The following is a 26,616-nucleotide window of genomic DNA, read 5'->3' as shown; positions in this document are numbered from 1 at the left end:
TCGACGAAACCGCGTGCCTGTCAACAACTACAGATTATTAAGGCATGATGGGGCGCATGCCTAAGGACAAGTCAGGAAACTTTGCCAAGGTCGCCCTCGGCAGCGTCGCAGCGGCGTTGGGCGGCGTGGCCATCCACGACCTCACTCAGACCAAAAACCCGGTCCTGCGCAACTACCCCGTACTCGGGCACATGCGCACCCTGCTCACCGACATCGGCCCCGAACTGCGCCAATACTTCATCGAACGCGACTGGGACGGCCGCCCCTTCAACCGCGATCAGCGCAACGCAATTTACGAACGCGCAAAGGGCATGCAAAGCGAAACGTCCTTCGGCACCGTCCAGGACGTCTACGCCACCAACCACGAACACCTCGTACATACGCTCGCGCCTGTCGACGAACCCTCCGAACCGCCCCGCACCCTCATCGGCGGCAAGGACTGCACCCAGCCGTACTCCATCTCCATGCTGAACGTGTCCTCCATGAGCTTCGGCTCCCTGTCCAAAAACGCCGTGCGCGCACTGAACAAGGGTGCGGCCATGGGCGGCTTCGCCCACAACACCGGCGAAGGCGGCGTCTCCCCTTACCACAAGGAATTCGGCGGCGACCTCGTCTGGCAGATGGGCACCGGCTACTTCGGCGCCCGCACCCACGACGGCGATTTCGACCCCGCTAAGTTCCGCGACCGCGCCGCCGACGACCAGGTCAAGATGGTCGAACTGAAAGTCAGCCAGGGCGCCAAGCCGGGCATCGGTGGCGTGCTGCCAGCCGACAAGATCACCAAGGAAGTCTCCGAAATCCGCGACGTGCCCATGGGCAAGGACTGCATCAGCCCCGCAGCCCACCGCGTGTTCAGCACCCCTGTCGAGTTGATCGAGTTCATCGCGAAGATGCGCGAACTGTCCGGCGGTAAACCGGCGGGGTTCAAGTTGTGTGTGTCGAGTCGTCGAGAAGTGCTTGCCATTTGCAAGGCCATCCGCGAGGTCGGCACCGCCCCCGACTTCATCGTCGTCGACGGATCCGAAGGCGGCACCGGTGCCGCCCCCATCGACTTCGAAGACCACATGGGCATGCCACTGACCCACGGCCTGATGACCGTGCACAACGCACTCGTCGGCACCGGCCTGCGCGACCAAATCAAACTCGGTGCGTCCGGCAAAGTCGCCGGCGGCTCCGACATCGTCATGCGCATGATCCAAGGCGCCGACTACACCAACTCCGCCCGCGCCATGATGATGGCCGTCGGCTGCATCCAGGCACAACGCTGCCACACCGGCGAATGCCCCACTGGCGTCGCCACCCAAGACCCGCGCCGCAACCGCGCCGTTGTGGTCAAGGACAAGTCCCAGGCGGTGTACAACTACCACAAGACCACCGTCAACACCGCCGTGCGCCTCATGGCCTCCATGGGAGTCACCGACCCGGCGGATCTCACCCCCGAGATGCTGCGCCGCAACATCTCCCCGACCGAGTCCCGCTCCTACGCCTCCATCTACGAATGGCTGCGGCCGGGCCAGCTGCTCGAAGACCCGCCGTCATCCTGGACCGCCGACTGGAAGGCCGCCTCGCCGGATACCTTCCGCCCGGTGTAGTTGGGTTGCTGTCTGCCGTTAACAACCCCTCGCGGCTGACAAAGTACGGCGGAATGTGTCAGTGACCAGCATCATGCCTGGTCAGAAATCGACCCTGACAGATTTTGTGGAATCTGTCAGGGACGGGGCCTCAACGCCCGTAGCAGGCGGGCGTGCAAAATAGTTCCCGGGTTCAGTGCGAAACCGGGAACTTTCTTACCCCGCCGGGATGCCGACCTGGGGAAACACCGCCGCGGTGGGGTGCAAACGCCCAAAAAGTTCCCCGGCCGGGAACTATTTTGCGGGGGCTGCAGGGGGCATCAGGTCAGATCATCGATGGAAACTTCCCTGTCAAGGTTCATACGCTCACAGAAGTCTTCGTCGTGGCTGACGAGAAGAACCGCACCTGCATAACTCTCAAGAGCGGAGACAAGCCAGTTCACGGTTGAGATATCGATGTTGTTGGTGGGCTCGTCGAGAAGCAATAGCTGCGGAGCAGGCGACGAAAGAAGAACGCGGGCAAACTCAACGCGGAAACGCTCACCACCCGAAAGCGTTCCAATAGGCGCGTGCACAGTCTCATTCTGAAACAACAGTTGCGCGAGTTGGTCCCGAATATACTGCGGGTCAGCAGACGCGTTGGCCTCCGAGACCAATTCCAAAACTGACCGGTTGGGGTCAAGAACAATGCGTTGCCGGAGGTACCCCACATTCCTAATCACATACCCCGCGCTACCGTCTGCAACAGAGTTGAGCAGGGTCGTCTTTCCGCTGCCGTTCGGCCCAGTGATCCGGACACGCTCGGGGCCCACAACAGTGAGCCCTGGGATTTCCATAACACGGGTTCCGTTCGGAAGCGCCGTACCGGGAAGCTCAATGAACACATGTTGATCGTCGCGAACCTTGTCTTGTGCGTGACGATACGCAGCGAGAGACGACTCCACAGACTCGGCATGAGCCGCACCACGCCGAGCAGCAGTCTTCTCCGACCGATCCTTGTCCAGCCCCATCGCCATGCCAGGTTTGCGTTTGTTAGCCGCGAACTTCTTTCCGCGACGAGCGTCCCGAGCAATGCGAGTTTGCATCGCCTCACGCTCCCGAACCTGCCTACTGTGAACCGCCTTCTTGTCCCGCACCTCCCGCATCGCTGCGTCCTGTTCGCTGGCCAGAGTTTCGCGGTAGGCGGAGTAGTTGCCGGGGAAAAGACGTAGCTTCCCGTCGTGAAGTTCTGCAATTTCGTCCACGGAATCCAACAAGTCGCGATCGTGGCTCACCACAATTGCAGGAACAGTGGATTTGGAAAGAGAATGGATCAGCTGGGCTTTTGCTTCCGAATCGAGGTTGTTTGTTGGCTCGTCCATCACGATGAAATCGGGGTTGTCTGCCATGAGCGCAGCTAGTGCAACACGAACAGCCTCTCCACCGGACATGGTAGACAGCGGCCTGTCCAAGTTGAGCTCGAGTCCATGAGCTGACAACACAGCCTGAGTCTCTTCAGCAGCATCCCACCGGTCACCAATGAGCTCGAACAATTCGGGATTGAACTGGCCACCTTCGACGGCGTTGATTGCCTCGATGATTTCGGTAACCCCAAAGACGTCCGAAACCGTAGTGTCCGGTTGCAGTCCAAGATCCTGAGGTAGGTAAGCGACTTTCGACGGGCGTTCGACCGAACCCGTGCTCGGCTGTAGCTCGCCGAGAATGACCCTGATCAGAGTCGTTTTTCCGGAACCGTTATCGCCGATTAAGCCGGTCAGGTGACTTGAAAATATGGCATTCAAGTCCGAGAAGCAGGAGGTTCCGTTAGGCCACTCGAGGGAGACGTTATTTAGGGAAATAGGCATGCTCATTCAACTTTCTGTTTCGTGTTAGGCGGAAACACGGAACATGAGCACGGCCTACTCCTTCCTTCGGGGACAATTCCTCGTCGATACTATGGCAGCGTCCGTTTGGGGTCAAGGGGTTTGTGCTGCTGTAAGTCGGGGTAGGTGTCGGCCACTCACAACCCCTCGCGGCTGACAGATTGCGGCGGAATCTGTCAGCGACCGGCATCGCGCCTGGTCAGAAATTGGCCCTGACAGATTTTGTGGAATGTGTCAGGGAGGAGGCCTTAACACCCGTAGCAGGCGGGCGTGCAAAATAGTTCCCGGCCTCAGCGCGAAACCGGGAACTATTTTGTCTCAACGGCGTGCCGACCTGGGGGAATGCCGGCGAGAAAGGGTCGAAGCCCCCAAATAGTTCCCCGGCCGGGAACTATTTTCGGAAAGCGGCGCCCAACCGCCAACCGCCAACAACCCCTAGTGCTGGTGGTAGTCCACCAGGAAGTTGCCCAGTCGCTCGATGGCGTTTTCCAACTGTGACGCCCACGGCAGGGTGACCACGCGGAAGTGGTCGGGGGTGGGGTAGTTGAAGCCGGTGCCTTGGACCATGAGGATCTTCTCGGATTTGAGGAGGTCGAGCATGAAGCGTTCGTCGTCGTGGATGTTGTACATTTCGGCGTCGATTTTGGGGAAGCAGTACAACGCACCCTTGGGTTCGACGACGGAAACGCCGGGGATTTCGCGCAGTTTGCGGACGGCGATGTCGCGCTGTTTGCGTAGGCGGCCGCCGGCGCCGGTGAGTTCGTAGATGGACTGGCGGCCTCCCAACGCGACCTGGATGGCGTGTTGGCCGGGCACGTTGGCGCACAGGCGGGTACCCGACAACAGATCAAGCCCTTCGATGAATCCCTTGGCGCGGCGGCGCGGGCCGGTTACGACCATCCATCCGGCGCGGTACCCGCAGACACGGTACGCCTTGGACAGGCCGTTGAAGGTGATGCAGAGGAGGTCGGGGGCGACTTCGGCCATGGAGATGTGCTTGGCGTCGTCGTAAAGTACGCGGTCGTAGATTTCGTCGGCAAGGACCATGAGCTCGTGCTCGCGGGCGATGTCGGCGATGCCTTCTAGGATCTCGCGGGAGTAGACGGCGCCGGTGGGGTTGTTGGGGTTGATGACCACGATCGCCTTGGTGCGGTCGGTGACCTTCTCCCGAATGTCTTCCAGGGATGGGTTCCAGTTGTCCTCTTCGTCGCAACGGTAGTGGACGACGTTGCCGCCGGCGAGCGTGGAGGCGGCGGTCCACAGCGGGTAGTCGGGGGCGGGGATGAGGATTTCGTCGCCGTCGTTGAGCAGGGCTTGGGTGACCATGCTGATCAGTTCGGACACGCCGTTGCCGAGGTAGACGTCGTCGATGTCGAAGTGCGGGAAGTCTTCGATCATTTCGTAGCGGGTGACCACTGCGCGGCGGGCGGAGGTGATGCCTTTGGAGGTGGTGTAGCCCTGGGAGGTGGGCAGGTTGGCGATCATGTCGCGCATGATCACGTCGGGCGCTTCGAAACCGAACACGGCGGGGTTGCCGGTGTTGAGTTTCAAAATGGTGTGCCCGTCACGTTCCATCTGCTCGGCGGTGGCGGTGACGGGGCCGCGGATGTCGTAGAAGACGTTCTTGAGTTTTTCCGCCTGGTCGAAGTGGCGGTGCGGTTTCAGTGGCTCGCTCATGGGTTACCACTGTAGGCCGGGTCTACTTCCGGCGGAAGCGATTGACGGTGTCTTGCGCGATGTTGAGCGCGTCGTTGGTCATTTGGTTGATTTGGTCTTTGCGTTGTGCGCGCATGAGGGCCTGCTGGTGGACCTGGGCGGCTTCGATTTCGAGTTGTCGGCGTTTGATTTCTTGGCGGCGCTGTTGTTCGAGTTGGCGCAGGCTGGGGGTGTACCAGGAGTCGGGCCCAACCTTCATTACGTAGAGCAGGATGAACAGGGTGGGGATGATCAGTAGCGACAGGCCGGACAGCGCAGTTGATCCCGCGGCTCCGAAGATGCTCACCAGGCCGATGGTGCCGATGGTGCCCAGCCAAAATACGCCGGCGCGAGTCCTGCGTCCGGAGCGTCGTGCTTGCATGATTTCGGCTTGGCTGTACAGGATCGCATCGTCGGGCATTTGCTTATCGACGACCCCACCGCCCCGGCCCGTCGGCAAATCCCCCAAAATCGGCTGCAGGTCCTGCTGCGTTTGGGCCTCGGCGACGGCTTGGCACCGGTTGTCAAACTCGGCCATGTCCAACCGGCCTTCGCCGAGTGCACGGCCGAGGATGTCCATGGCGTCCATGCGTTCTTGGTCGCCGATGCGGAAGTTGCCGTAGGGGGTGCTCATGGACGTGATGTTAGTTCAATGCGTGCCACTGTTCGTCGATACCTGTGGTGCCGTCGGCGAAGCGCTGCTTTGTGGCGTCGTAGACCTCCTCGGGCAGTTGGTAGAAGTACACGCGCGGCATGACGGCTTCGGCGTTGTCGAGGTAGGTGGTGACAAACTCGCCGACGTTGTCCTTCTTCGCCGATTCCGCGTTGACGTAGATGAACAGCGGGCGCGACAGGGGGTAGTTGCCGCTCTTGGCTTCGTCGGCGGTGGGGGCGATGCCGTCGACGAGTACGTTGTCGATCTTGTTGCGCACCGTGCCCTCGGTGGCTAGGTAGTTGCCGATGCCCATGAAGCTCAGGCCGTTGACGTCTTCGGAGACCCACGTGGACAGTTCTTGGATGTCGTCGCTGGATTGGTAGTCGTCGCGGATGGTGTCGTTGCCAAGCACCATGTCCTCGAACACGCCGAGGGTGCCGGAGCCGGTGGGGCGCCCGTAGAGGTTGATTTTCTCGTTCGGCCAAGATGGGTCGATGTCGGACCAGGTGGTGACGGTGGATTCCTTCGACCAAATGTCGTGGAGTTGCTCGACGGTCAGGTCGGTGGCCCAGTCGTTGTCGGCGTGTTTAACGATGGTGATGGCGTCCAGACCTATCGGCAACTCGAAGAAGTCCACGCCGGCCTCGGCGCATTGTGCCTGGTAGTCGATGGAGGATTCGCTGCCGGGAATGGCGACGGAGGCGTCGTTGATGTCGGCGTCACCGGCGCAGAACTTGTCAAAGCCGTCGGTCGAACCGACCGCCTCAAGCTCGGCGTCGAAGTTGTAGCGGTTGAGCATGTAGCGGGTGATGGGCTCGACTGTCGACGACCCCGTGATGGTGAACGCCTCGCCGGCACCGGAACCGGAGCCAGTGCCAGAGCCGGAACCGGCGCAAGCGCCCAGCGTCAGCGCCGCCGCGGCCGCGAGTGCGGCGGTGAGGGTTTTACGCATCGTTGTGACCCTTTCGCATTTCGACGCGGAACTCGCGAAGCAGTTTGAACAGGCTCGACCAGGACCCTTGCGCGTTGGCCCAGTATTCGGGGAAGTTCTCCAGCTCTTCTTCCTGCTCTGGGGTGACGTTCGGGTTGACCTTCTTGTAGCGCGCGTGGTGGTCGGTGTCGGCGTCGGTGTCGTCGCTAAGCAGTGCTTGGTTGGTGGCGTGGCGGGCGGCGAGTTCGTCGCGAAGTTCTGCGGCGGTTTCCTCGAGCTCGTTGAGCAGTGCCACAAGTGCGTTGTCGGGGGCTTCGTTCTGGATGAGTTCCTGCGCCATGGGCGACAGGTCTGGCGTCTGGTTCGCGTCGGTCATGGTGCTGCTCCTTAGGTGAGCGCGTTGGAGATGAAAACGGCGAGGATTGGGATGGCGAAGAACACTCCGCCGATCCAGAGGAAGACGTAGAGCTTGTTCTTTACGGCGAGGCCGGCGAGCCAGTCAGAACCGGCCGGCGGCAGTTTGCTCATGAACGGGATGCCAAGGATGACGGCTGCGGCGCACACGTTGAATAGGGTGTGCACCAGCGCGCCGGCCATGGCGGCTTCGGCGTCCGCGCCGGAGGCGGCGAACGCGGCGATCAGGCCGGTGACGGTGGTGCCGATGTTCGCGCCGACCACGAACGGGAACAGCGTGCGTACCTCGAACTTTCCGGAGGCCGCCAGCGGCACCGTCAGTGCGGTGGTGGTGGAGGAGGACTGCACCAGGGTGGTGATTACCGCGCCGGAGAGCAGACCAACAAACGAGTTCTTACCCAGCGCGGCGTAGAGGATCTCTTGGGCCTTGCCCACCAGCAGGGCGTTGAGCAGGTTGCCGATGAACTGGATGGACCACAGAATCAGTGCGATGCCGACGATGGACAGGACGATGCCGCCCCACATATCCCCAAGCGGGGAAACAAGACTGCCAGCCAGGGCAACGAGCGGTTCGGTGATGGTATCCAGCCCGTCGCCGATGGCCTCGAAGGCACCGGCGACAACACCTTCGCCCTGGCCGCTCAGCGACGGCGCGATCGCCGACGCGGTGCGCGACAAGAAGCCGGTGAAGATCTCCAGCGGGAAGAAGATCAAGATGGCGATGAGGTTGAAGAAGTCGTGCACGGTCGCCATGGAGAAACCGTTTTTGAACTGGGTCTTGTTACCCGCCAGGCCGAGCGCGACCAGGGTGGAGGTCACCGAGGTGCCCATGTTGGCGCCGAACAGCATCGGCACCGCAATGCTCAGCGGTAGGCCACCGGCGATCATGCCGACCACAATCGAGGTGGTTGTCGACGACGACTGAATAATCGCCGTGGCCACCACACCAATCGCAAGGCCAACGAACGGGTTCTCGGCGAATGAGAACAGTTCTTCGGCCTGGTCGCCGGCGACCATTTTGAAGCCGTCGCCGATCATGCCCACGCCGTTGAGCAGCAGCCACACGCCGAGCGCTACGGCAATCCAGTTCGCGGCTTGCTTGGCGGCGCCGTCGAAAGGCAAAAAGCCCAGTGGATCCTTGGGAGCGTCATCCTCCCGGGTGGCGGTGTTCTCCGGGTTTTCCGGTGCTGCTTCCTTAAGCGCGGTGCCCCCGCCCGCTGCGTGTGTGTTCATGCTCGCCCAATCACTCGTGTACGGCAGTCGTTCGCGCTGACCGTACACACGCAGAGTGAAATCTGGGTGAACGCTGGGAGAACTTTCTAGTCTTCTCCGAACTGCGATTGGTGCAGTTTCCAATACGCGCCTTGCTTTGCGACGAGCTCAGCGTGACTGCCCTGCTCCACAATCGTTCCGTGTTCCATGACGAGGATGGTGTCGGCGCCGCGGATCGTCGACAAGCGGTGTGCGATGACGAACGAGGTGCGGTTGGAGCGCAGCGCGTTCATCGCCTGCTGGACCAGCACCTCGGTGCGGGTGTCCACGGAGGAGGTGGCTTCGTCGAGAATCAGCAGCGCAGGCTGGGAGAGGAACGCGCGCGCGATGGTGATCAGCTGGCGCTCACCTGCGGAGATAGACCCGCCGTCTTGGTCGACGATGGTGTCGTAGCCCTCTGGCAGCGCGTGCACGAAACGGTCCACGTAGGTGGCCTTCGCAGCGGCGATGACCTCCTCGTCGGTGGCGTCGAGGCGGCCGTAGCGGATGTTTTCCATGATCGTGCCCTTGAACAGCACGGCGTCTTGCAGCACCATGCCGATCCGGCTGCGCAGCGCGGCGCGTGGCATGTCGCGGATGTCGGTGCCGTCGATGGTGATCGCACCCGCGTCGACGTCGTAGAACCGCATGATCAGGTTCACCAGCGTGGTTTTGCCGGCGCCGGTCGGTCCGACGATCGCGGCGGTCTGGCCCGGTTCGACGCGTAAGTTCAGGTGTTCGATGAGTGGGGGAGCGTCGCTGCGATCCGTCCCGTAACCAAAGGAGACGTCGTCCAACTCCACCAGGCCTTCGACGCGCTTGCCCTTGCGGTCCGGGGCCTGGTCTTCGGGTTCCTCCTCAGCGTCGAGCAGTTCGAAGACGCGCTCAGCGGACGCGACGCCGGATTGCAGCATCTGCATCATGCCGGCGATTTCGCCGAGCGGCTGGTTGAACTGGCGGGAGTACTGGATGAACGCGGTGGCATCCCCAAGCGTGAGCCTGCCGGAGGCGACCTTCACACCACCGAGTACCGCGATGGCCACGTACGACAGGTAGGAGACGAACTGCATGATCGGGTGCATCGAGTTGGCCAGGAACTGCGCCTTCTGGGCAGCGCCGGCGAGTTCCTCGTTGCGTTCGTCGAACTGGGAGCGCAGCTGGTCGGTGCGGCCGAAGATGACCGCCACGTCGTGGCCGGAGAAGGACTCCTCCACATGCCCGTTGACGTCGCCGGTGGCCCTCCACTGGGTGGTGAACTGCTGCTGCGAGCGCGTACCTACAACCGCCATGGCCAGGCCGGTCAGCGGGATTGCCAGCAGGGCGACCAGTGCCAACTGCCACGAGATGGCGAACATCATCACCAGGATGCCCACCACGGTCAGGATCGCGTTGAACAGTGAGGACAACGACTGCTGCAGGGCTTGCTGGACGTTGTCTACGTCGTTGGTGGTGCGCGACATGACGTCGCCACGCTGACGGGTATCAAAGTAGGACAACGGCAGGCGGTTGATCTTCGCTTCAACCCGTTCGCGCAGGCTGAACACCGCTCGGATGGATAGTTTGTTCAGGATCGCGCCCTGCGCCCACATCAACATCGCAGAGGCTAAGTACAGCGCCAGGACCAGCACGATCAGGTCGCGGAGACGGTCAAAGTCGATGCCGCTGCCCGGGGTGAGGTCCATCGCGCCGGCCATGTCCGCGAACCGATCCTGCCCGGCCGCTCGCATCGCTTCGACGGCTTGTTCCTTGGTGGTGCCGGGCGGGAGTTGCTTGGACACCACGCCGGAGAAGATCACGTCCATGGCGCGGCCCATCACGCGAGGTGCAAGCACGCCCAACAGGACAGACAGGGCGTTCATGACAAACACCGCCGTCAGCGCAGCCTTGTAGGGAGCGAGCAGCCCGAGCAGGCGTTTCGCGGACGGCCAGAAGTTCTTCGCCTTGCGCGGCGCCTTGCCGGAGTAGTCGTCGCCGGCCATTTTCGCTTCGTATTCGGCGAGTTGCTCGTCAGACAACTCGGTCATCTGCTCACTCATGCGTCCACCTCCGCCTGGCTGCGCTCGATCTGACGGTAGGTCTCGGACTGCGCCAGCAGTTCTTCATGCGTGCCGCGGGCGACGATGCGCCCGGCCTCCATGACCAGGATCTGATCCGCATTGCGTATCGACGCCACCTTTTGCGCCACCACAATCACCGTCCGGTCCTGTACCGTCTCGCGCATCGCGGCGTTCAGGTTTGCCTCGGTGGTGGCATCCAGTGCGCTAAACGAGTCGTCGAACACATACACCTTCGGATCCGCCACCAGCATCCGCGCAATGCACAGACGCTGGCGCTGACCACCGGAAACGTTCGTGCCTCCCTGGGAGATCGGCATGTCCAGATCCTCCACGAACGACGCCTGCGCGGTCCGCAGCGCCGCCCACAGTTCCGCATCGGTCGCCTCAGGGTTGCCCATGCGCAGGTTCGACGCCACGGTTCCCGAGAACAGCCACGGTTTCTGCGGCACCATCGCCACCGCCCGCACGAGATCGGGGCGGGGGATGGTGGTCACCGGGGTGTCGTCGATAAGCACACGCCCTGACGTGGGCGAATACAGCCGCGGCAGCAGTCCCACCAGCGTGGTTTTGCCACTGCCGGTCGCGCCGATGATCGCCGTGGTCGTGCCCGGACGCGCCTCAAACGAGATCCCCTCCAGCACTGGCTTTTCCGCGCCGGGGTAGGTGTACGACACATCCTCGAAGCGCACGACGCCATTGCTTATCGACGACCCCATCGTCGCCTGCGCCTTCACCTCATGCCGGAGCACCTCTTCGATGCGGGTGGCGCACACGATCGCGCGCGGCAGCATCATGAGCATGAACACACCCATCATCACCGCCATGAGAATCTGCATCAGGTACTGCATAAACGCGGTAAGCGAACCGACTTCGACCAGGCCGTCGTCGACACGATGCCCGCCGAACCACAACACCGCCGCCGTGGCCAGGTTCAGGATCAGCATGATCGCCGGGAACATCGTCACAAACACCCGGCCGATGTTCAGACTCAGCCTGGAGATGTCCTCGTTGGCCTCCGTGAAACGCTGCGCCTCGAACTCCTCGCGGCCGAACGCACGCACCACACGGATGCCGGCGATCTGCTCACGCAACAGACCGTTGATGTTGTCCAGCTTCGACTGCATCTTGCGGAACATCGGCATCAACAACCCCGCAGTGATACCGACAACCACGGTGAGCACCAACACCGCCGTGACCACCAGCCACGACATACCCGCATCCTGGCGCAACGCCATAATGATGCCGCCGATAGCCATGATCGGCGCCGCCACCATAAAGTTCATGAACAGCAGAAACGTCATCTGCACCTGCTGCACGTCGTTCGTCCCGCGCGTGACCAAGGTGGCGGTGCCGAAGTGTGACATGTCCTCGTGGTCAAAGCCCGTCACGCGCTCGTACACCGCCGCGCGGATGTCGCGGCCGGTGTCCATGGCCACCTGGGAGGCGAACCACACCGCCGCGATCGCCGCGGCGACCTGCACCAGCGCCACCACCAGCATCGTGCGGCCAACCCGCCAGATATACGGCACGTCAGCCTGTGCGACACCGTTGTTGATGATGTCCGCGTTCAAATCCGGCAGGTACAGCGTGGCCAGGGTCGTGACCAGCTGCAGCACGATAACCAGCGCAATCGTCGGCGCGTAGCGTTTTCCAAATCGCGTGGTTAAGCGGATGAGATCCACGTGGGTGCCCTTTCTGTAGGTAACCGGGCAAGTGTAGACGTTTCTGGCGTGCTGCTGCCTAAAAGACGATATCGCCTTTTACAGGGTGCGCCGTTGCAAAACCCCAGGTCGCGGTCCGGTGGTTGGTGTAAAAGACGATATCGCCTTTTGGGCTGTGGTTGTAGCAGCGGTCCGCGGGGTGCGTCATGTCGATTTTGCAACAAAAAATCGACACATCGCGCGGACGTGTTTATTCTTTCGACATGACTGGAAACACAGCGGCGTTCGACCCTGCGAAGCCGTACAACGATCTTCCGCCGCTGCCACCACAGCACACGCTTGAGACCGCAAAGGTGCTCAAGGCTGTTATCGACGCTCGCAGCGAACTGGCCGCCCTCAACACCGCATGCCGGTTGATCCCGAACCCGGAGATCATCACCTCCACTATCCCGTTGCGTGAGGCGCAGGCATCGACAGAGATCGAAAACATTGTGACCACGAACGATGAGCTGTTCCGGGCTCAGTGGAGCATCGATCTGGAGCCTACGCCGGCAACCAAGGAAGCGCTGCGCTACCGCGATGCTCTGCGGCGCGGCGTGGACCTGATCGTGGATAGGCCGGTGTCGGAGAAGGTTGCGGTTGAGGTGTGCTCGACCCTGCAGGGTGGGCAGGCCACGCTCCGCTCAACACCGGGTACCTACATCGGCGACCCGGTCACGGGCACGCGCGCGTACACCCCACCCGAAGGCCTCGACGTGCTGCAACGCCACCTTTCGGCGTGGGAACGCTACATCTACTCGGACCACGGGTTGGATCCGCTGGTGTTGATGGCGGTGACGCATTACCAGTTCGAAGCTATCCACCCGTTTTACGACGGCAACGGCCGCATCGGCCGCATCCTCAACATCTTGTTGTTGCTGCAAGAGCAGGTGTTGTCACTGCCGGTGCTGTATCTGTCAGGGACGATCGTCGATAGGAAAGCGGAGTATTACCGGCTGCTGCGCGCGGTCACCGCAGACGGTGGGTGGGAGCAGTGGATCCTGTTCATGGTCAACGCGGTGACTGAGTCGGCCCGGAGCACAAGCTTGCTTATCGACGACCTCTGCACCCTCCAGGACACCACCACCGCCCGTGTCCGCGAAACCGGCATCTCGCCAGCAGCCGAACTGGCGGAGCTGCTGTTCGTTCAGCCGTATGTCCGCATCACGGACGTGATCGATGCGGGACTGGCGAAGCGGCAGACAGCATCGATGTGGCTGTCGCAGCTGGTCGAGGCCGGCATCCTCGAAGAACAGAAGGCGGGGCGGTCGAAGGTGTTTCTGAACACGGCAGCGCTCGAGGTGCTGACCCGACGCTAAACCCCGATATCGTCTTTTACAGGGTGCGCCGTTGTAGAACCCCAGGTCGCGTCTCGCCGGTCGGTGCAAAAGGCGATATCGCTTTTTGGGCTGTGGGGGCCGCTACGGTGCGCGGGTGCATCATGTCGATTTTGCATCAAAAAATCGACACGTCGCGCGGACGTGTCGATTCGGTGTACATCAAGCGGTGCGCGCTGTTGGGTGTGCGCGGGCCGCGCACCACACGGCGTTACTCGCCGGCGCGGGAGTGACCCAGCATGTCTTCCCACTCGACGATCTTCTTGCGCTCACGCGGGAAGGTCGCGTCGGCGGCGCCGAGGGCGCGCTCGGCCTCGTCGAGCTTGTACCAGCCGGCCCAGGTGGCGTAGTCGATGCCGCGCTCGCGAAGCAGGTCGAGGATCTCGTCCTTGCCGGTGTGGGTCGGGGTGGCGAGCTTGCCGGCGTCGGCGTCGGCGATGAGCATGTCGGTGGTTTCCTTCGCGTCCGACTTGGTGTTGCCGATCAGGCCGACCGGGCCGCGCTTGATCCAGCCGGTGACGTACAGTTTCTCCTCCGGTGCGGCACCCTCTTCGGCGGTGACGAGGACGCGGCCGCCGTCGTTAGGAATGACGTGGCGCTCGAGGTCGAACGGCACGCCCTCGACAGGCTCGGAGCGGTAGCCGACGGCGTGGTAGACCTGCTGGACTGGCCAGTCGGTGAACTTGCCGGTGCCGCGGATGCCGCCTTCGCCGTCGAGTTCCTGGCGCTCGGTGCGTAGGCCGGTGATGTTGCCGGCGTCGTCGGTAAGCACCTCGACCGGTTCCTCGAAGAAGTGGATGTAGATCTTGTGCGGGGAGTCGTCCGGCTCGCGCATGGCGTACTGCTCAAGCACCTGGCAGTTGAGGTCGATGGACTTGTCGGCGCGACGGACCTCTTCGGAGAGCTGGTCGTAGTCGATGTCCTCCGGGTCGACGAGCACCTGGATGGTGTCGGACTCGTCGAGTTCGCGCAGTTCCTTCGGGGTGAACTTCGCCTGGGCGGGGCCGCGGCGGCCGAACATGTGGACCGTCTCGGCCTGGTTCTTCTTCAGGGACTCGTAGACGTTGTCCGGGATCTCGGTGACGGCGAGCTCGTCGGCGGTCTTGGCCAGCACGCGGGAGATATCCAGGGCCACGTTGCCCACGCCGATAACGGCGACTTCCTTGGCCTCGAGGTTCCAATCGCGCTCGAAGCGCGGGTTGCCGTCGTAGAAACCGACGAACTCGCCAGCGCCGATGGACTTATCGCCGCCCGGGATGAGCAGTTCACGGTCGCGTACAGCGCCGGTGGAGAGGACGACGGCGTCGTAGTAGTCGCGCAGCTCATCGATGGTGATGTCGCGGCCGACGGTCACGTTGGCGATGAGGCGCAGCTTGTCCTTGTCCAGCACGTTGTGCAGGGATTTCACAATGCCCTTGATGCGCGGGTGGTCGGGCGCAACACCGTAGCGGATGAGGCCGAACGGGGCGGGCATCTGCTCGAAAAGGTCGACGTGGATGTCGTGCTCTTCGTTGCGGATGAGCAGGTCAGAGGCGTAAATGCCGGCGGGGCCGGCGCCGACTACGGCGACGCGCAAGCTCATGGGTGATGGTCCTTTCGCAAAAGGGGGATTTTCTCGTTGGCCGTTACTATAGCGCATAGACAGAGCGGTCTTAAAGTTTTGGCGATTTACATTCGTGCCCTCAGGGGTGCTTAAAGCTGGCTCGTAAACAAACATTCAATGCATTACATTCACGCGCTTAACCGGCAGTTTCGGCGTTTTGGTTGTGCTAGACAGGCCGGTACGGCATGCTTGCCCATCAACACCGAAATGAACAACATCGCCGAACCGACCGGTCTACTTTTGGAGGGCCCGTGACCGCACCAACGAAAACCGCGAAACCGCGCGCAAAGAAGCCGCAGGGGCAATGGCTTATCGACGGCACCGCGCCGCTCAACCACGATGAAGAAATCAAGCAGGCGTCCCCGGTCCTCGACGTGAAGCAGCGTGTGATCGATACCTATTCCAAGGGCGGCTTCGACTCGATCGATCGCGAGGACCTGTACCCGCGCTTCAAGTGGCTTGGCCTGTACACCCAGCGCAAACAGAACCTGGGTGGCGAGTTCACCGGCGAGGACAACAAGGTGCTTGAGGACAAGTACTTCATGATGCGCATCCGTTTCGACGGAGGCATCTGCTCCACCGCGCAAGCCCGCGCCGTCGGGGAGTTGTCCCGCGATTACGCCCGCTCCACGGTGGACCTGACGGATCGGCAGAACATCCAGTTCCACTGGGTGCGCATCGAGGACGTCCCGGCGATCTGGGAGAAGCTGGAGGCGAACGGCCTGAACACCTGGGATGCCTGCGGGGATGTGCCGCGCGTGATCCTAGGCTCGCCGGTGGCCGGCATTGCCAAGGATGAGATCATCGACGCCACGCCCGCGATTCGGCAGATCCAGGAGATCGTTACCGCAGAGGAGTTCCAAAACCTGCCGCGCAAGTTCAAGTCCGCGATCTCCGGCAACGCACGCCAGGACGTGGTCCACGAGATCAACGATCTCGCATTCATCGGCGTCGAGCACCCTGAACTCGGCCCCGGCTTCGAGTGCTACGTGGGCGGAGGCTTGTCGACGAACCCGATGCTGGCACAATCCCTCGGCGCCTTTGTCGCCCTCGAGCAGGTCCCGGACGTGTGGGCGAACGTGGTGCGCATCTTCCGCGATTACGGCTACCGTCGCCTGCGCAACCGTGCACGTCTGAAGTTCCTGGTTGCGGAGTGGGGTGTGGAGAAGTTCCGCCAGATCCTCGAGGAGGACTACTTGGGGTACAGGCTCCCGGACGGCCCGCACGCCCCGAACAACCTGGTAGACCGCGACCACATCGGTGTGCATGAGCAGAAGGACGGCAACCTGTACATCGGTGTGAAGCCGACGCTGGGCCACATGTCGGGCGAGCAACTCATCGCCCTGGCTGACCTGGCGGAGAAGTACGGCGTGACGGATCTGCGGTTCACCCCGTTCAAGGAGGTCCTGCTGCTCGGGGTTGCGCCAGACACCGCAGCAAACCTCCAGGCGGACCTGGAGGAGATGGGCCTGTACTCCAAGCCCTCCGAATTCCGCCGCGGCCTGCTCAGCTGCACCGGTCTGGAGTACTGCAAGTTGGCGCACGTAACCACCAAGTCCCGCGCCATCGAGCTGGCCGACGAACTGGAGGAGCGCTTCGGGGACCTGGACTCGCCGATCACCATTTCGCTCAACGGTTGCCCGAACGCCTGCGCCCGCCACCAGGTCTCCGACATCGGTTTGAAGGGCCAGATGGTGGATAACGGCCACGGCGAAAAGGTCGAAGGCTTCCAGGTACACCTTGGCGGCACGATCGGCGAGGGCGCGAACTTTGGCCGGAAGCTGCGTGGTCACAAGGTGTTGTCCAGTGAGTTGACGGAGTATGTGGCACGGGTGGTGCAGCGCTTCGTCGATAAGCGTGAAGGCGCTGAGACATTCCGTGACTGGGTCGCGCGCGCCGACGAGGAGGACCTGCGATGAGCTTTCGCCGCGAACCAAACCCGAACCGCAACTTTCCCACCTTCTGCCCGTACTGCGGCGGCGAGGATCTGTGGCCGAACGAACAGACCGAATTCGCGTGGAAGTGCTGCGAGTGCCTCCGCGTATTCGAGGTGAAGTTCCACGGCCAGGACGACCCCGAAGCCGCGCCGTCGAAGGCGCCATCCACGGAAGAGGCGCTGCAGGCCTCGCTCGCACGCCACGGCCACACCGGCGCATTGAAAGGCAACCAATGATCAACCTGCTCAACCAGTCCAGCAACTTCCGCGACCCCGAGGTCAGCCCAAAGGGGCCGAGGCGGACATCGCCGCTGCCACACAGGGTGGCGCAGCAAAACGCATTGCTTGTCGACGACTGGGCCGCAAAACTCCACAACGCCCCCGCCTCCGAGATTCTTCAGTGGGCGAACGAGTACGCGCCGGGCCCACTCGTCGTGACCCTGTCTATGGAAAACACGGTGCTCGCCGAACTGGCCGAGCGCCACCTTCCCGGCGCGGACTTTCTGTTCCTGGACACCGAGTACCACTTCCCGGAAACCCTGGAGGTGGCCGACCAGGTGGAGGCGCGCTACCCCTCGCACCGCTTGGTGCGGGCGAAGGCGCAACTGACCCGCGCACAGCAGGACGAGACGTACGGGCCCAACCTGTACCTGCGCGCCCCGGGTGCGTGCTGCCGCATGCGCAAGGTCGAGCCGCTGGCGGTGCATATGAGCCCGTACGCCGGCTGGATCACGGGGCTGCGCCGCGCCGACGGACCCACCCGCGCCGACACGCCCGCGCTCAGCCTCGATGCGACCGGCCGGTTGAAGATCTCCCCGCTGGTCACCTGGTCCCTGGAAGACACCGCCGCCTTCGAGCGCGACAACGACCTGATCATCCACCCGCTGACCCGACAGGGCTACCCCTCCATCGGTTGCGCCACCTGCACCCTGCCCGTGGCGGAAGGGGAGGACCCACGCGCCGGGCGCTGGGCGTTTGCCACCAAGACAGAGTGCGGCCTGCACGAGTAGCCGAGAAGCGCAACAACCGGACAACAAGGAGCAACACAATGACGCAAGCAACGGCAACGGCAACGCAGCTATCGCCGCACCTGAAGGATTTAGAAAACGAGTCGATCCACATCATCCGTGAAGTGGCGGGGCAGTTCGACAAGATTGGCCTGCTGTTTTCCGGCGGGAAGGATTCCTGCGTGGTGCTGGAACTCGCGCGCCGCGCGTTCTACCCGGCCAAGCCGCCGATTGAGCTGCTGCACGTGGATACGGGGCATAACTTCCCGGAGGTGATTGAGTTCCGGGATGGTGTCGTCGATAAGCATGGGCTCCGCCTGCGAGTCGCCCACGTGCAGGATTGGATCGATCGCGGTGACCTGCAGGAACGCCCCGACGGCACCCGTAATCCGCTGCAGACCGTGCCGCTGGTGGAAACCATCGCGGAGGTCGGATACAACGCCGTGCTGGGCGGGGCGCGTCGCGACGAAGAACGTGCCCGCGCCAAAGAACGCGTCTTCTCCGTCCGCGACTCCTTCGGCGGCTGGGATCCACGCCGCCAACGCCCCGAACTGTGGGACCTCTACAACGGCGCAACCCTGCCCGGCGAAAACGTCCGCGTGTTCCCAATCTCCAACTGGACCGAAGCCGACGTGTGGGAATACATCGGCGCGCGAGGCATCGAACTGCCATCCATCTACTACGCCCACGACCGCGAAGTGTTCGGCCGCGACGGCATGTGGCTCACCCCCGGCGAATGGGGAGGCCCCCGCGACGACGAACAGCTTCACACGCGCCGGGTGCGCTACCGCACTGTCGGCGACATGTCCTGCACCGGCGCCGTCGATTCCGACGCCGAAACGATCGACGAGGTCCTCGTCGAGATCGCCAATTCCACCCTGACCGAACGCGGCGCCACTCGTGCCGACGACCGCCTGAGCGAATCCGCCATGGAAGACCGCAAGAAGGAAGGCTACTTCTGATGACCGCCCCAACCATCGCACCCGCTACTACCTCCGAAAACGCCCCTGAAACCGGCGCTGCCGAAACTGCCACCGCCGCACTGTCCGCCCGCGAGACGCTGCGCCTGTGCACCGCCGGCTCCGTCGACGACGGCAAGTCCACCTTCGTCGGCCGCCTGCTGCACGACACAAAGTCGGTGCTCGCCGACCAACTCGCCTCCGTGGAGCGCACCTCCGCCGACCGCGGCTTCGAGGGCCTGGACCTGTCGCTGCTGGTTGATGGCCTGCGCGCTGAGCGCGAGCAGGGCATCACTATCGACGTGGCCTACCGCTACTTCGCCACCGACAAGCGCACGTTCATCCTCGCCGACACCCCAGGCCACGTGCAGTACACGCGCAACACCGTCACCGGCATGTCCACGTCGCAAGTGGTGGTGCTGCTTGTCGACGCCCGCAACGGCGTCGTCGAACAAACCATCCGCCACCTCACCGTGGCCAAACTGCTCGGCGTGCGCACCGTGATCTTGGCGGTGAACAAGATCGACCTCGTTGACTATTCGCAGCAGCGTTTCGACGCAATCCGCACCGAGTTCGACGCCAAGGCCGCAGCGTTGGGCATCGAAGACCCTCACGTGGTGCCGATCTCCGCCCTGCGGGGCGACAACGTCGCGGAGCGCAGCGACGCGACGCCCTGGTACACCGGCCCGACCGTGCTCGAACTGCTGGAGAGCATCCCCGTGCAGCGCGGCCGCGCCGATGACCTGGACTTCCGTTTCAACATCCAGGTCGTGCTGCGTGAACACGCCTCCGACTACCGTGCCTATGCTGGCCGCGTCAACGCCGGCTCGATCACGGTTGGCGACGAGATCCTCGCCCCCTACGGCCGCACCACCACCGTTGCCGGCATCGACACCGCCGACGGCCCCGTGGACACCGCCCATGCCGGCGACTCCGTAGCGCTGCGGCTGACCGACGATATCGACCTGACCCGCGGTGACCTGCTGGCCTCCGGCTCGCGCCCCGAGGACGTTCGCGAGTTCGACGCCACCGTCGTCGGCCTCAACGAGAAGGACCTGCGCGCAGGCCAGGCCGTGAAGCTCCGCATCGGCACCACGTTCGTCCGCGCCCGCGTGGCCAGCGTCGAGCGTGTCTTAGACATCGACGGCGCCGACGGTGACAACACCGCACCCGAGGCGGTTGCGCTCAACGACATCGCACACGTGACCATCCACACCGCCGACGAACTGCCCGTCGAGCAGTACGCCGCCCGCGGTGCGGTGGGTAACTTCCTGCTCGTCGACCAGTCAACTGGCAACACGCTGGCGGCTGGGCTCGTCGGAAAGCGCCTGCGGTAACACCCATGACCGCGCTGATCACCCTTTCCCACGGCTCGCGGCACCCCCGCGCCAAGGAAGGCATCCGCGCGCTCACCCAAGCCGCGGCCGCGCAACTCGGCGTGGAGTGGGCCGACGCCCACCTGGAGTTCGATACACCCACACTCGCAGAGGCAGCTGCTTGCTTATCCTCGTCGCGCGCGATCGTGGTCCCGCTGCTGTTTACCCGCGCATTCCACGCCAAAGTCGACGTGCCGCGCCACCTCGCCGAAGCCCGCCAGCACTGCGACCTCGTGCTCGCCGAGCCGCTCGGCACCGGCAGCGACATCGCCGATGTCCTTGCGCGCCGCTTGCGTATCGACGACCCCACCGCCACCCACGCAACCCTCTTCCCAGTCGGCACCTCCAACCCTGAACAAGCCGCCAACTACGACCGCCTCGCCGCCGAAGTGGCCAAGCGTGCCGGGGTGGAAACGGCAGTGGTGTCGGCGACGCGAGGCCAGCGCCGCTTCGGCAATACACATGTGCTCCCACTGTTTGTCACCCACGGAACCCTGCTCGACCGGATCCCAGACCACCTGCCGGCATCCGGGCCGCTGACCACAGACCTCGCGCGGATCGTCGCCAACCGATACCGCGCCGCCGAGAAAGGCGCCTGACATGTACAAACTCGAAACACTGCTGCTCATCGCAGTCACAGGTCTTGCCGCGCAACTTGTCGACGGCGGCCTCGGCATGGGCTTCGGCGCCACCTCTTCCACCATGCTCATCGCGCTCGCCGGTATCACCCCGGCCGCTGCGTCCGCCGTCGTCCACACCGCGGAGCTGGGCACGACACTGGCCTCCGGCGTAGCCCACACGCGCTTCGGCAACGTGGACTGGCGCACCGCCTGCGCGATCGGCATCCCCGGCGCCATCGGGGCGTTTATCGGCGCAACCGTGCTCGTGCGACTCTCCACCGACGCGGCGCGCCCGGTGATGTCGCTGATCCTCGCACTGATCGGCCTGAACCTCATGCTGCGCTTCGCCCGGGGGCTCACCCAACGCAAACTCGCCGCGAAGCCTCACTCGCGCGGCTTTCTCGCAGGCCTCGGGCTCTTCGGCGGGTTTATCGACGCTACCGGCGGCGGAGGCTGGGGACCCGTGACCACCTCCACGTTGCTTACCGCAGGGCGTGCCGAGCCGCGCCGCATCGTCGGCACCGTCAACACCGCCGAGTTTTTGGTCACCCTCGCCGCAACACTCGGGTTCGCGGTTGGGATGTGGCGTGACCTCGTCGCAAATCTCGCGGGCGTGCTGGCCCTGCTCATCGGCGGCGTGATCGCAGCACCCATCGGAGCGTGGATGGTCAGCCGTATGAACCCCATCGCGCTCGGCGGCGTCGTCGGCACCCTGATCGTGCTGCTGAACCTGCCCGTCGTCCTGTCGTATGCCGGCATGACCAGCGGACTCTGGGTCGTCCGCTTGCTTATCGTTGCAATCGGAGCCGCCCTCTCCTGGCGAGGCATCCAACGCGCCCGCGCCAACTCCCGCGCCGCATCCGAGCGCGAAGGCGCAACAGTGGTGGAGCCGCAGCCCGCCCGCATACGATAAGCAACTATGTCTGATTTGCTCATCGTTGCAGCCATGAAAGAAGAAGCCGCCGACATCATGTCCGGAGGCGACCATGAGGTACTCATCACCGGCATCGGCACCCTGCCCGCCGCGATCGCCCTGACCCGCCGCCTCTCCGAAGGCCCACTGCCGTCGCGCGTGATCAACGTTGGCACCGCAGGCGCGCTTGTGGACCTCGCCCCCGGCGTCTACGAGATTTCCGACGCCGTCAAGCACGACTTCAAGGTTGGCGGCACCTCCGACATCACCGACTTCGTCTACCCGCGCTGGTTCTCCTTCGAGCCCCTCACCGACCTGCCGAAAGCGAAGCTGGCCACCGGCGATGCGTTTGTGAACCGCTCCGATCTTCGCGACGAGCTCGCCAAAGAATGCCAACTCGTCGACATGGAGGGCTACGCGCTTGCCGCCGTCTGCTCCACCTTCAACGTTCCGCTGACCTTGCTCAAGCAGGTTTCGGACTCCGCCGACGAAGGCGCCTCCGCTGTTTGGGAAGCAGCCCTCGAGCGCGCCCGCGTCGAACTCGAGCAGGCGCTGCGTGAGCACCTTCGCTGAAGACGCGGGCATTTCGCTTGACGACGACCCCACGTCCCTCTTCCAGCTCCTCGTCCTGTGCATGCTGCAAGCGAAGCCCATACGCGCCACCGTCGCCGTCGACGCCGCACGCGGACTGTTCGACGCCGGCCTGACCTCACCATCTGCACTGGTTGAAGCGCCGCGCTCGCAATTGATCCGCATCTTCGGCGCCGCCGGCTACGCCTGCGCAACCATGTTCGCCCGCGAGGCGCAGGGGGTGTGGCCGGAGTTGGCGCCGGTCTTCGACAAGAAGGCACTGCAGGGGGCCGCGAAGTTGGGACTGCCGGAAGATGCGCAGGAGCTCGAATCGCACGCCCGGTCCGAGGGTGTTGCCTTGCCCGCTTTCGCTGCCCACCTAGTCAAAGTGTGTCATGTCTCATGACTTTTTGGACATGGAGTCCAGTCACTTATTGGACACGATGTCTAGAGACTTTTTGGACACTGAACCGGTGAAATGGTCGGATGGCTATTTCATCGCACACACGCAGAAAGATCGCGGATTTCGATCCGGTTCGCGACGGAAAAACTATCAAGCAGTTTTGCAAGGATGAGAAGACCTCTCGGCAGACGTTTCATAACGTCAGGGATCGTATTGCTCGCCGTGGGCGGGCGGGTATTTTGCCGGACAGTACCGCGCCGAAAAATCCCGCCCGCAAATACACCGAAGCGGATCGCCAAGCAGTCATCGACGCTAGAGTCACGTTGCAAGAGCAGGGGCTAGACTACGGCCCGTTGTCGATCTTTTACCACCTGTTCGACACAATCGGCCCGGAGCGCACTCCATCTCGGTCGACCATCGCGGATTGGCTGCACGACGCTGGAGTAGTTGACGCGAATGCCCGCAAGCGCCCACGCAGTTCGTATAAGCGGTTTGCCCGCGACTTTGTGTGTGAACTGTGGCAGATCGATGCTGTGGTCTACCGGCTATTCGACGTCGAACATACCCAGGTCACGATCTATCAAGTTATTGATGACGCCAGCAGATTCGATGTTGGCACAAAAGCGTTTCCCCGGCCTGAAAACGGCGAGGATGCTCGCATCACCTTGAAAGAAGCATTCGACCGATACCGCAAACCGCAGGAAATCTTGTCGGACAACAGTGAAGCGTTTGCCACCTACCACCGCGGTCGTCTATCAGCCACAGAAGTTTGGTTGGCGAAGCAAGGTGTGCTGGCAATTGCTGGCTTCGCCCCAACTACGCAAGGCAAAGACGAACGCTCCCACCGCACGTTGGTGCAGTTTCTCGACGCACGCACACCGGAAACATTCGACGAACTGCAAAAAGCGCTTGCGGCCTACCGCGAGGTCTACAACAAACATCGGCGACATCAAAGCCTGCTCGTCGGCAAGATGCACATCACGCCCGAACAAGCCTGGGAAACGTTCCCGCAGGCTGAATCACCTACAACTCCGCTTGATCCTGAAGCGGTCTGGCAGCGCGTTGTCGACTACAACCTCGCCAACAACCCCCATGCAAAGCCGAAGCATGCATACACAAACGACCCCGGGGAAGCTGCCACTTCACCCAGGGTCAACACCGATCGTGCAATCACCACGCCAGGTGCATCGCATACGGATACGACCAGCATAGACCCGTATGAAGCAGTCAAAAAGCAGCGCTTTGATATCCCCTTGGAACTGACCATCAGCCGCCACGGGGCAGTTCACATCCTCGGATACCCGCTGTATGTCGGATTGAGATTCAAAAGCCGCAAACTGCTCAGCCACGTTACTGCCGATAACGTCGCTGAATTCTTCACCGCACACGACGGAGAATTCCTCTTCAGTGTGCCGCTACCGATCAAGCTCAAACACCGCCCAGCCGGCGGAGTAATCAACATCAACCACGTCGAAGGCATGAAACACCGCCAACCACCCCAGCTGCGCCCCAACCTATCCAAACCCCGGCCAAAAAGACGCAAACCGAAACACTAGCCAAAGTCCAAAAAGCTCCTGGACTCCGTGTCCAATAAGTGGCTGGACTCCATGTCCAAAATGTTCATGGACATAACACGTCTAGCAGCATCAGAAGCGAGCTAGACGATCCGCTCCGAACAGCTCCCAGACATGCAGAAAGCCCGCCGGCGTAAACGCGCCAGCGGGCTAAAAGCAGCTACCTCGCAGAAGTTACTTTGCAAACTCCTCGACGAGTGCGGCGTTGAAGGCCGGCAGGTCGTCCGGGGTGCGCGACGAGATGACGCCGGAGTCGATGACAACTTCCTCGTCGACCCACTCGGCACCGGCGTTGACCAGGTCGGTCTTGACGTTGGCAACGGAGGTGATCTTCACGTCCTTCAAGATGTCGGCATCCGTCATGATCCAGCCTCCGTGGCAGATCACGCCGATCGGCTTGCCTGCGTCCTTGAACGCCTTGACCAGGGCGACGGCGTCGGAATCAACGCGGATGGCATCCGCGTTGAGGGTGCCGCCCGGGAGGATGAGGGCGTCGTAGTCGGCAGCCTTGGCATCGGCGGTGGTGACGTCGACGGCGACCTTGGCGCCCTTCTTGCCCTCGATCTCACCGGTTTCGGTGGAGACGACCTTGGTGGTTGCGCCGGCTTGTTCGACGGCCTCCTTCGGGGAGGTCAGTTCGGAATCTTCAAAGCCGTCGGTCGCGAGGATTGCGATGGTCTTGTTATTCAGATCGGCCATTGGTATTTCCTTTCGTCGATAACCAATTGCGGCACACCACCGTACCTAGTCTTCGTCGTTCACGCCGGGGAGGCGTCCGGGTGGGTTGGTGTCGATGTCGGACGGGGTGTCGTCGTCAAGCGGGACGCGCGTGGAGCCAAGCCCCTCTTTCACGGGCTCCTTCTCGCGTTTGGCCAGGCGCATCATGTGGTCGCGCACGGCGAGGAAGGATTCCTTGGAATCCATGGTCTGAGTTTGTTGGGTGGCCATGGCTATCTCGTCGGCGGTGATCTCGCCGGAGCGCAGCGAGACCATTTCAGCCCAGTAACGCAGCCACACGGCGGCGACAGCGGCAACCGGAACCGCGAGGAACGCGCCGACGATGCCGAACAGGGTGCCGCCGACAGCGACGGCGAGCAGGACCACGGCGGCGTGTAGGCCCATCGCCTGGGACTGCAGGATCGGCGAGAGAACGTTGCTCTCCAGCTGCTGTACGGCGATGATGAGGATGAGCACGAACACGGCGTTCATGAACCCGTTGGACACCAACGCGATGATCACCGCCAGAGCGCCTGCAGAAATCGCACCGACGATCGGGATGAAGCCGGCGAAGAACGTGATCACCGCGAGCACCGGCCACAGTGGCACGCCGAGGAACAGTAGGCCGAGACCGATGAAGATGGCGTCAACACCGGACACGATGGCCTGGGTGCGGATGAATCCGGACAGGGTGTTCCAGGAGCGGCTGCACACTTCGGTGAGGTGCCAACCAGCGCGCACGCCGGTGTACTTGCGCACCCATGGCAGGAAGCGGTCGCCGTCTTTGAGGAAGAAGAAGGTGAGCACCAGGGTCAGTGCGAGCGTGGTGCCTACCGACGCAATCGCGCCCAGGCCCGAGAACACTCCCGACGCAATGTTGGAGGCCTGGCCCTTGGCAAAGGCGGTGACTTGATCGACGGTTTCTTGGATCTTTTCCGGCTCAAGGAATGCCAGGTCGCGCTGTTTCAGCCAATCGACGATCTGATTGAGGCCCTGCTCAGTCTGACGTACGAGCTCGCTGCCTTGGCTTTTCACGGTTGGGGCCATGGCGGCGAAGATGCCGCCGATGATGCCGAAGAAGCCGATCAGGGTGATGAACGTGGCCAGGGATGCGGGGACCTTGTGGTCGCGCATCCAGCGCACCGGTGGCCACAGGACGGTGGACACAATCAGTGCTAGAAGAATCGGCAGAAGGCCCATCCAGACCCATTTGAGCAGGTAGAGAAGGATGGCCGTGGCTGCGACAACGATGATGAAGCGCAGTGCCCACGCGGCGGCGGTGCGGCCGTCGGAGGCGATGACCTCGCCGCGGTCAACCGGCTCGCGGGAGAGGTCTTGGGCGGCGTCGGCCGTGGTGGGCAGTGTCTGGATCGGGTCTACAGCCGTATCCAGAGCTCCCACATATTTTGGTTTTTTACGTTCACTCACGTGGTCATTGTGTCAGAGATGTGGGGTTATGCATAAG

23 protein-coding genes are annotated in these 26,616 nt (G+C 62.8%); 12 read left to right on the top strand and 11 right to left on the bottom strand.

Annotated elements, in window-relative coordinates; all coding sequences use genetic code 11:
- The first annotated feature begins 56 nt into the window (after positions 1-56).
- Complete coding sequence (locus HMPREF2785_RS10905) at positions 57-1,592, top strand: FMN-binding glutamate synthase family protein (protein ID WP_246821247.1); 1,536 nt, start codon at positions 57-59, stop codon at positions 1,590-1,592.
- 299 nt (positions 1,593-1,891) lie between these two features.
- Here the strand turns inward: HMPREF2785_RS10905 and HMPREF2785_RS10900 are convergent, their stop codons facing one another.
- The 8 genes from HMPREF2785_RS10900 to HMPREF2785_RS10865 form a co-directional block, all read right to left on the bottom strand.
- Positions 1,892-3,415: an ABC-F family ATP-binding cassette domain-containing protein gene (locus HMPREF2785_RS10900; protein WP_070615669.1), complete on the bottom strand. Its 1,524-nt coding sequence runs from the start codon at positions 3,413-3,415 to the stop codon at positions 1,892-1,894.
- A gap of 453 nt (positions 3,416-3,868) precedes the next feature.
- Positions 3,869-5,110, bottom strand: a complete 1,242-nt coding sequence (locus HMPREF2785_RS10895; RefSeq protein WP_070615524.1) for a pyridoxal phosphate-dependent aminotransferase — start codon at positions 5,108-5,110, stop codon at positions 3,869-3,871.
- Positions 5,111-5,132: 22 nt separating this feature from the next.
- A complete protein-coding gene (locus tag HMPREF2785_RS10890) occupies positions 5,133-5,762 on the bottom strand; it encodes a DUF1707 SHOCT-like domain-containing protein (protein ID WP_070615521.1) in 630 nt (209 codons plus the stop codon).
- A gap of 10 nt (positions 5,763-5,772) precedes the next feature.
- Positions 5,773-6,735, bottom strand: a complete 963-nt coding sequence (locus tag HMPREF2785_RS10885) for a substrate-binding domain-containing protein (protein WP_070615518.1) — start codon at positions 6,733-6,735, stop codon at positions 5,773-5,775.
- On the bottom strand, positions 6,728-7,090 hold the full coding sequence (locus tag HMPREF2785_RS10880; protein WP_070615516.1) for a hypothetical protein: 363 nt from the start codon (positions 7,088-7,090) through the stop codon (positions 6,728-6,730). The genes HMPREF2785_RS10885 and HMPREF2785_RS10880 overlap by 8 nt, the downstream gene beginning before the upstream one ends.
- An 11-nt stretch (positions 7,091-7,101) precedes the next feature.
- The gene (locus tag HMPREF2785_RS10875; protein ID WP_070615513.1) at positions 7,102-8,361 is read right to left on the bottom strand and encodes a Na/Pi symporter; all 1,260 of its coding nucleotides are present in this window, start codon (positions 8,359-8,361) and stop codon (positions 7,102-7,104) included.
- Between the two features lie 86 nt (positions 8,362-8,447).
- The gene (locus HMPREF2785_RS10870) at positions 8,448-10,415 is read right to left on the bottom strand and encodes an ABC transporter ATP-binding protein (protein ID WP_070615511.1); all 1,968 of its coding nucleotides are present in this window, start codon (positions 10,413-10,415) and stop codon (positions 8,448-8,450) included.
- Positions 10,412-12,118 carry an ABC transporter ATP-binding protein gene (locus HMPREF2785_RS10865; RefSeq protein WP_070615508.1) on the bottom strand — a complete coding sequence of 569 codons (1,707 nt, stop codon included), beginning with the start codon at positions 12,116-12,118 and terminating at the stop codon, positions 10,412-10,414. The genes HMPREF2785_RS10870 and HMPREF2785_RS10865 overlap by 4 nt, the downstream gene beginning before the upstream one ends.
- 242 nt (positions 12,119-12,360) lie before the next feature.
- Here HMPREF2785_RS10865 and HMPREF2785_RS10860 point away from each other — a divergent pair, with 242 nt between their 5' ends.
- Positions 12,361-13,455, top strand: a complete 1,095-nt coding sequence (locus HMPREF2785_RS10860) for a Fic family protein (protein ID WP_246821244.1) — start codon at positions 12,361-12,363, stop codon at positions 13,453-13,455.
- Between the two features lie 229 nt (positions 13,456-13,684).
- On the opposite strand, the gene HMPREF2785_RS10855 is transcribed toward HMPREF2785_RS10860, so the two are convergent.
- The gene (locus HMPREF2785_RS10855; RefSeq protein ID WP_070615502.1) at positions 13,685-15,055 is read right to left on the bottom strand and encodes an FAD-dependent oxidoreductase; all 1,371 of its coding nucleotides are present in this window, start codon (positions 15,053-15,055) and stop codon (positions 13,685-13,687) included.
- A gap of 272 nt (positions 15,056-15,327) precedes the next feature.
- Between HMPREF2785_RS10855 and HMPREF2785_RS10850 the strand changes: the two genes are divergently transcribed.
- The 10 genes from HMPREF2785_RS10850 (at position 15,328) to HMPREF2785_RS10805 (ending at position 24,416) form a co-directional block, all read left to right on the top strand.
- Complete coding sequence (locus HMPREF2785_RS10850) at positions 15,328-16,995, top strand: nitrite/sulfite reductase (RefSeq protein WP_070615499.1); 1,668 nt, start codon at positions 15,328-15,330, stop codon at positions 16,993-16,995.
- Positions 16,992-17,249, top strand: a complete 258-nt coding sequence (locus HMPREF2785_RS10845) for a hypothetical protein (RefSeq protein ID WP_070615496.1) — start codon at positions 16,992-16,994, stop codon at positions 17,247-17,249. Before HMPREF2785_RS10850 ends, HMPREF2785_RS10845 begins: the two co-directional genes overlap by 4 nt.
- On the top strand, positions 17,246-18,022 hold the full coding sequence (locus HMPREF2785_RS10840) for a phosphoadenylyl-sulfate reductase (RefSeq protein WP_070615493.1): 777 nt from the start codon (positions 17,246-17,248) through the stop codon (positions 18,020-18,022). Before HMPREF2785_RS10845 ends, HMPREF2785_RS10840 begins: the two co-directional genes overlap by 4 nt.
- A gap of 38 nt (positions 18,023-18,060) precedes the next feature.
- Complete coding sequence (cysD, locus tag HMPREF2785_RS10835) at positions 18,061-18,981, top strand: sulfate adenylyltransferase subunit CysD (RefSeq protein WP_070615490.1); 921 nt, start codon at positions 18,061-18,063, stop codon at positions 18,979-18,981.
- A complete protein-coding gene (locus HMPREF2785_RS10830) occupies positions 18,981-20,315 on the top strand; it encodes a sulfate adenylyltransferase subunit 1 (RefSeq protein WP_070615487.1) in 1,335 nt (444 codons plus the stop codon). Before cysD ends, HMPREF2785_RS10830 begins: the two co-directional genes overlap by 1 nt.
- Before the next feature lie 5 nt (positions 20,316-20,320).
- Positions 20,321-20,953: a sirohydrochlorin chelatase gene (locus HMPREF2785_RS10825; RefSeq protein ID WP_070615482.1), complete on the top strand. Its 633-nt coding sequence runs from the start codon at positions 20,321-20,323 to the stop codon at positions 20,951-20,953.
- A gap of 1 nt (position 20,954) precedes the next feature.
- Positions 20,955-21,887 (top strand): sulfite exporter TauE/SafE family protein, encoded by a 933-nt coding sequence (locus HMPREF2785_RS10820; RefSeq protein ID WP_070615480.1) that lies wholly within the window; start codon positions 20,955-20,957, stop codon positions 21,885-21,887.
- A 6-nt stretch (positions 21,888-21,893) separates the two neighbouring features.
- The gene (locus HMPREF2785_RS10815) at positions 21,894-22,460 is read left to right on the top strand and encodes a nucleosidase (protein WP_070615477.1); all 567 of its coding nucleotides are present in this window, start codon (positions 21,894-21,896) and stop codon (positions 22,458-22,460) included.
- Positions 22,444-22,863, top strand: coding sequence for a hypothetical protein (locus HMPREF2785_RS10810; RefSeq protein WP_070615474.1), 420 nt, complete (start codon positions 22,444-22,446; stop codon positions 22,861-22,863). The genes HMPREF2785_RS10815 and HMPREF2785_RS10810 overlap by 17 nt, the downstream gene beginning before the upstream one ends.
- An 80-nt stretch (positions 22,864-22,943) precedes the next feature.
- Positions 22,944-24,416 (top strand): integrase core domain-containing protein, encoded by a 1,473-nt coding sequence (locus tag HMPREF2785_RS10805; protein WP_070615471.1) that lies wholly within the window; start codon positions 22,944-22,946, stop codon positions 24,414-24,416.
- A 192-nt stretch (positions 24,417-24,608) separates the two neighbouring features.
- Here the strand turns inward: HMPREF2785_RS10805 and HMPREF2785_RS10800 are convergent, their stop codons facing one another.
- Positions 24,609-25,133, bottom strand: a complete 525-nt coding sequence (locus HMPREF2785_RS10800; RefSeq protein ID WP_070423283.1) for a type 1 glutamine amidotransferase domain-containing protein — start codon at positions 25,131-25,133, stop codon at positions 24,609-24,611.
- Positions 25,134-25,178: 45 nt separating this feature from the next.
- Complete coding sequence (locus tag HMPREF2785_RS10795) at positions 25,179-26,579, bottom strand: AI-2E family transporter (protein ID WP_101741022.1); 1,401 nt, start codon at positions 26,577-26,579, stop codon at positions 25,179-25,181.
- Between the last annotated feature and the right edge of the window lie 37 nt (positions 26,580-26,616).

The sequence above is a fragment of the Corynebacterium sp. HMSC067D03 genome, from assembly GCF_001811185.1.
GTDB lineage: Bacteria > Actinomycetota > Actinomycetes > Mycobacteriales > Mycobacteriaceae > Corynebacterium > Corynebacterium coyleae.
This window is presented reverse-complemented; position numbering and strand designations above follow the sequence as displayed.

Coding starts and splice junctions, on each gene's coding strand:
- HMPREF2785_RS10905 (WP_246821247.1), top strand. CDS start 57: ATGCCTAAGGACAAGTCAGGAAACTTTGCCAAGGTCGCCCTCGGCAGC.
- HMPREF2785_RS10900 (WP_070615669.1), bottom strand. CDS start 3,415: ATGCCTATTTCCCTAAATAACGTCTCCCTCGAGTGGCCTAACGGAACC.
- HMPREF2785_RS10895 (WP_070615524.1), bottom strand. CDS start 5,110: ATGAGCGAGCCACTGAAACCGCACCGCCACTTCGACCAGGCGGAAAAA.
- HMPREF2785_RS10890 (WP_070615521.1), bottom strand. CDS start 5,762: ATGAGCACCCCCTACGGCAACTTCCGCATCGGCGACCAAGAACGCATG.
- HMPREF2785_RS10885 (WP_070615518.1), bottom strand. CDS start 6,735: ATGCGTAAAACCCTCACCGCCGCACTCGCGGCCGCGGCGGCGCTGACG.
- HMPREF2785_RS10880 (WP_070615516.1), bottom strand. CDS start 7,090: ATGACCGACGCGAACCAGACGCCAGACCTGTCGCCCATGGCGCAGGAA.
- HMPREF2785_RS10875 (WP_070615513.1), bottom strand. CDS start 8,361: ATGAACACACACGCAGCGGGCGGGGGCACCGCGCTTAAGGAAGCAGCA.
- HMPREF2785_RS10870 (WP_070615511.1), bottom strand. CDS start 10,415: ATGAGTGAGCAGATGACCGAGTTGTCTGACGAGCAACTCGCCGAATAC.
- HMPREF2785_RS10860 (WP_246821244.1), top strand. CDS start 12,361: ATGACTGGAAACACAGCGGCGTTCGACCCTGCGAAGCCGTACAACGAT.
- HMPREF2785_RS10855 (WP_070615502.1), bottom strand. CDS start 15,055: ATGAGCTTGCGCGTCGCCGTAGTCGGCGCCGGCCCCGCCGGCATTTAC.
- HMPREF2785_RS10845 (WP_070615496.1), top strand. CDS start 16,992: ATGAGCTTTCGCCGCGAACCAAACCCGAACCGCAACTTTCCCACCTTC.
- HMPREF2785_RS10840 (WP_070615493.1), top strand. CDS start 17,246: ATGATCAACCTGCTCAACCAGTCCAGCAACTTCCGCGACCCCGAGGTC.
- cysD (WP_070615490.1), top strand. CDS start 18,061: ATGACGCAAGCAACGGCAACGGCAACGCAGCTATCGCCGCACCTGAAG.
- HMPREF2785_RS10830 (WP_070615487.1), top strand. CDS start 18,981: ATGACCGCCCCAACCATCGCACCCGCTACTACCTCCGAAAACGCCCCT.
- HMPREF2785_RS10825 (WP_070615482.1), top strand. CDS start 20,321: ATGACCGCGCTGATCACCCTTTCCCACGGCTCGCGGCACCCCCGCGCC.
- HMPREF2785_RS10820 (WP_070615480.1), top strand. CDS start 20,955: ATGTACAAACTCGAAACACTGCTGCTCATCGCAGTCACAGGTCTTGCC.
- HMPREF2785_RS10815 (WP_070615477.1), top strand. CDS start 21,894: ATGTCTGATTTGCTCATCGTTGCAGCCATGAAAGAAGAAGCCGCCGAC.
- HMPREF2785_RS10805 (WP_070615471.1), top strand. CDS start 22,944: ATGGCTATTTCATCGCACACACGCAGAAAGATCGCGGATTTCGATCCG.
- HMPREF2785_RS10800 (WP_070423283.1), bottom strand. CDS start 25,133: ATGGCCGATCTGAATAACAAGACCATCGCAATCCTCGCGACCGACGGC.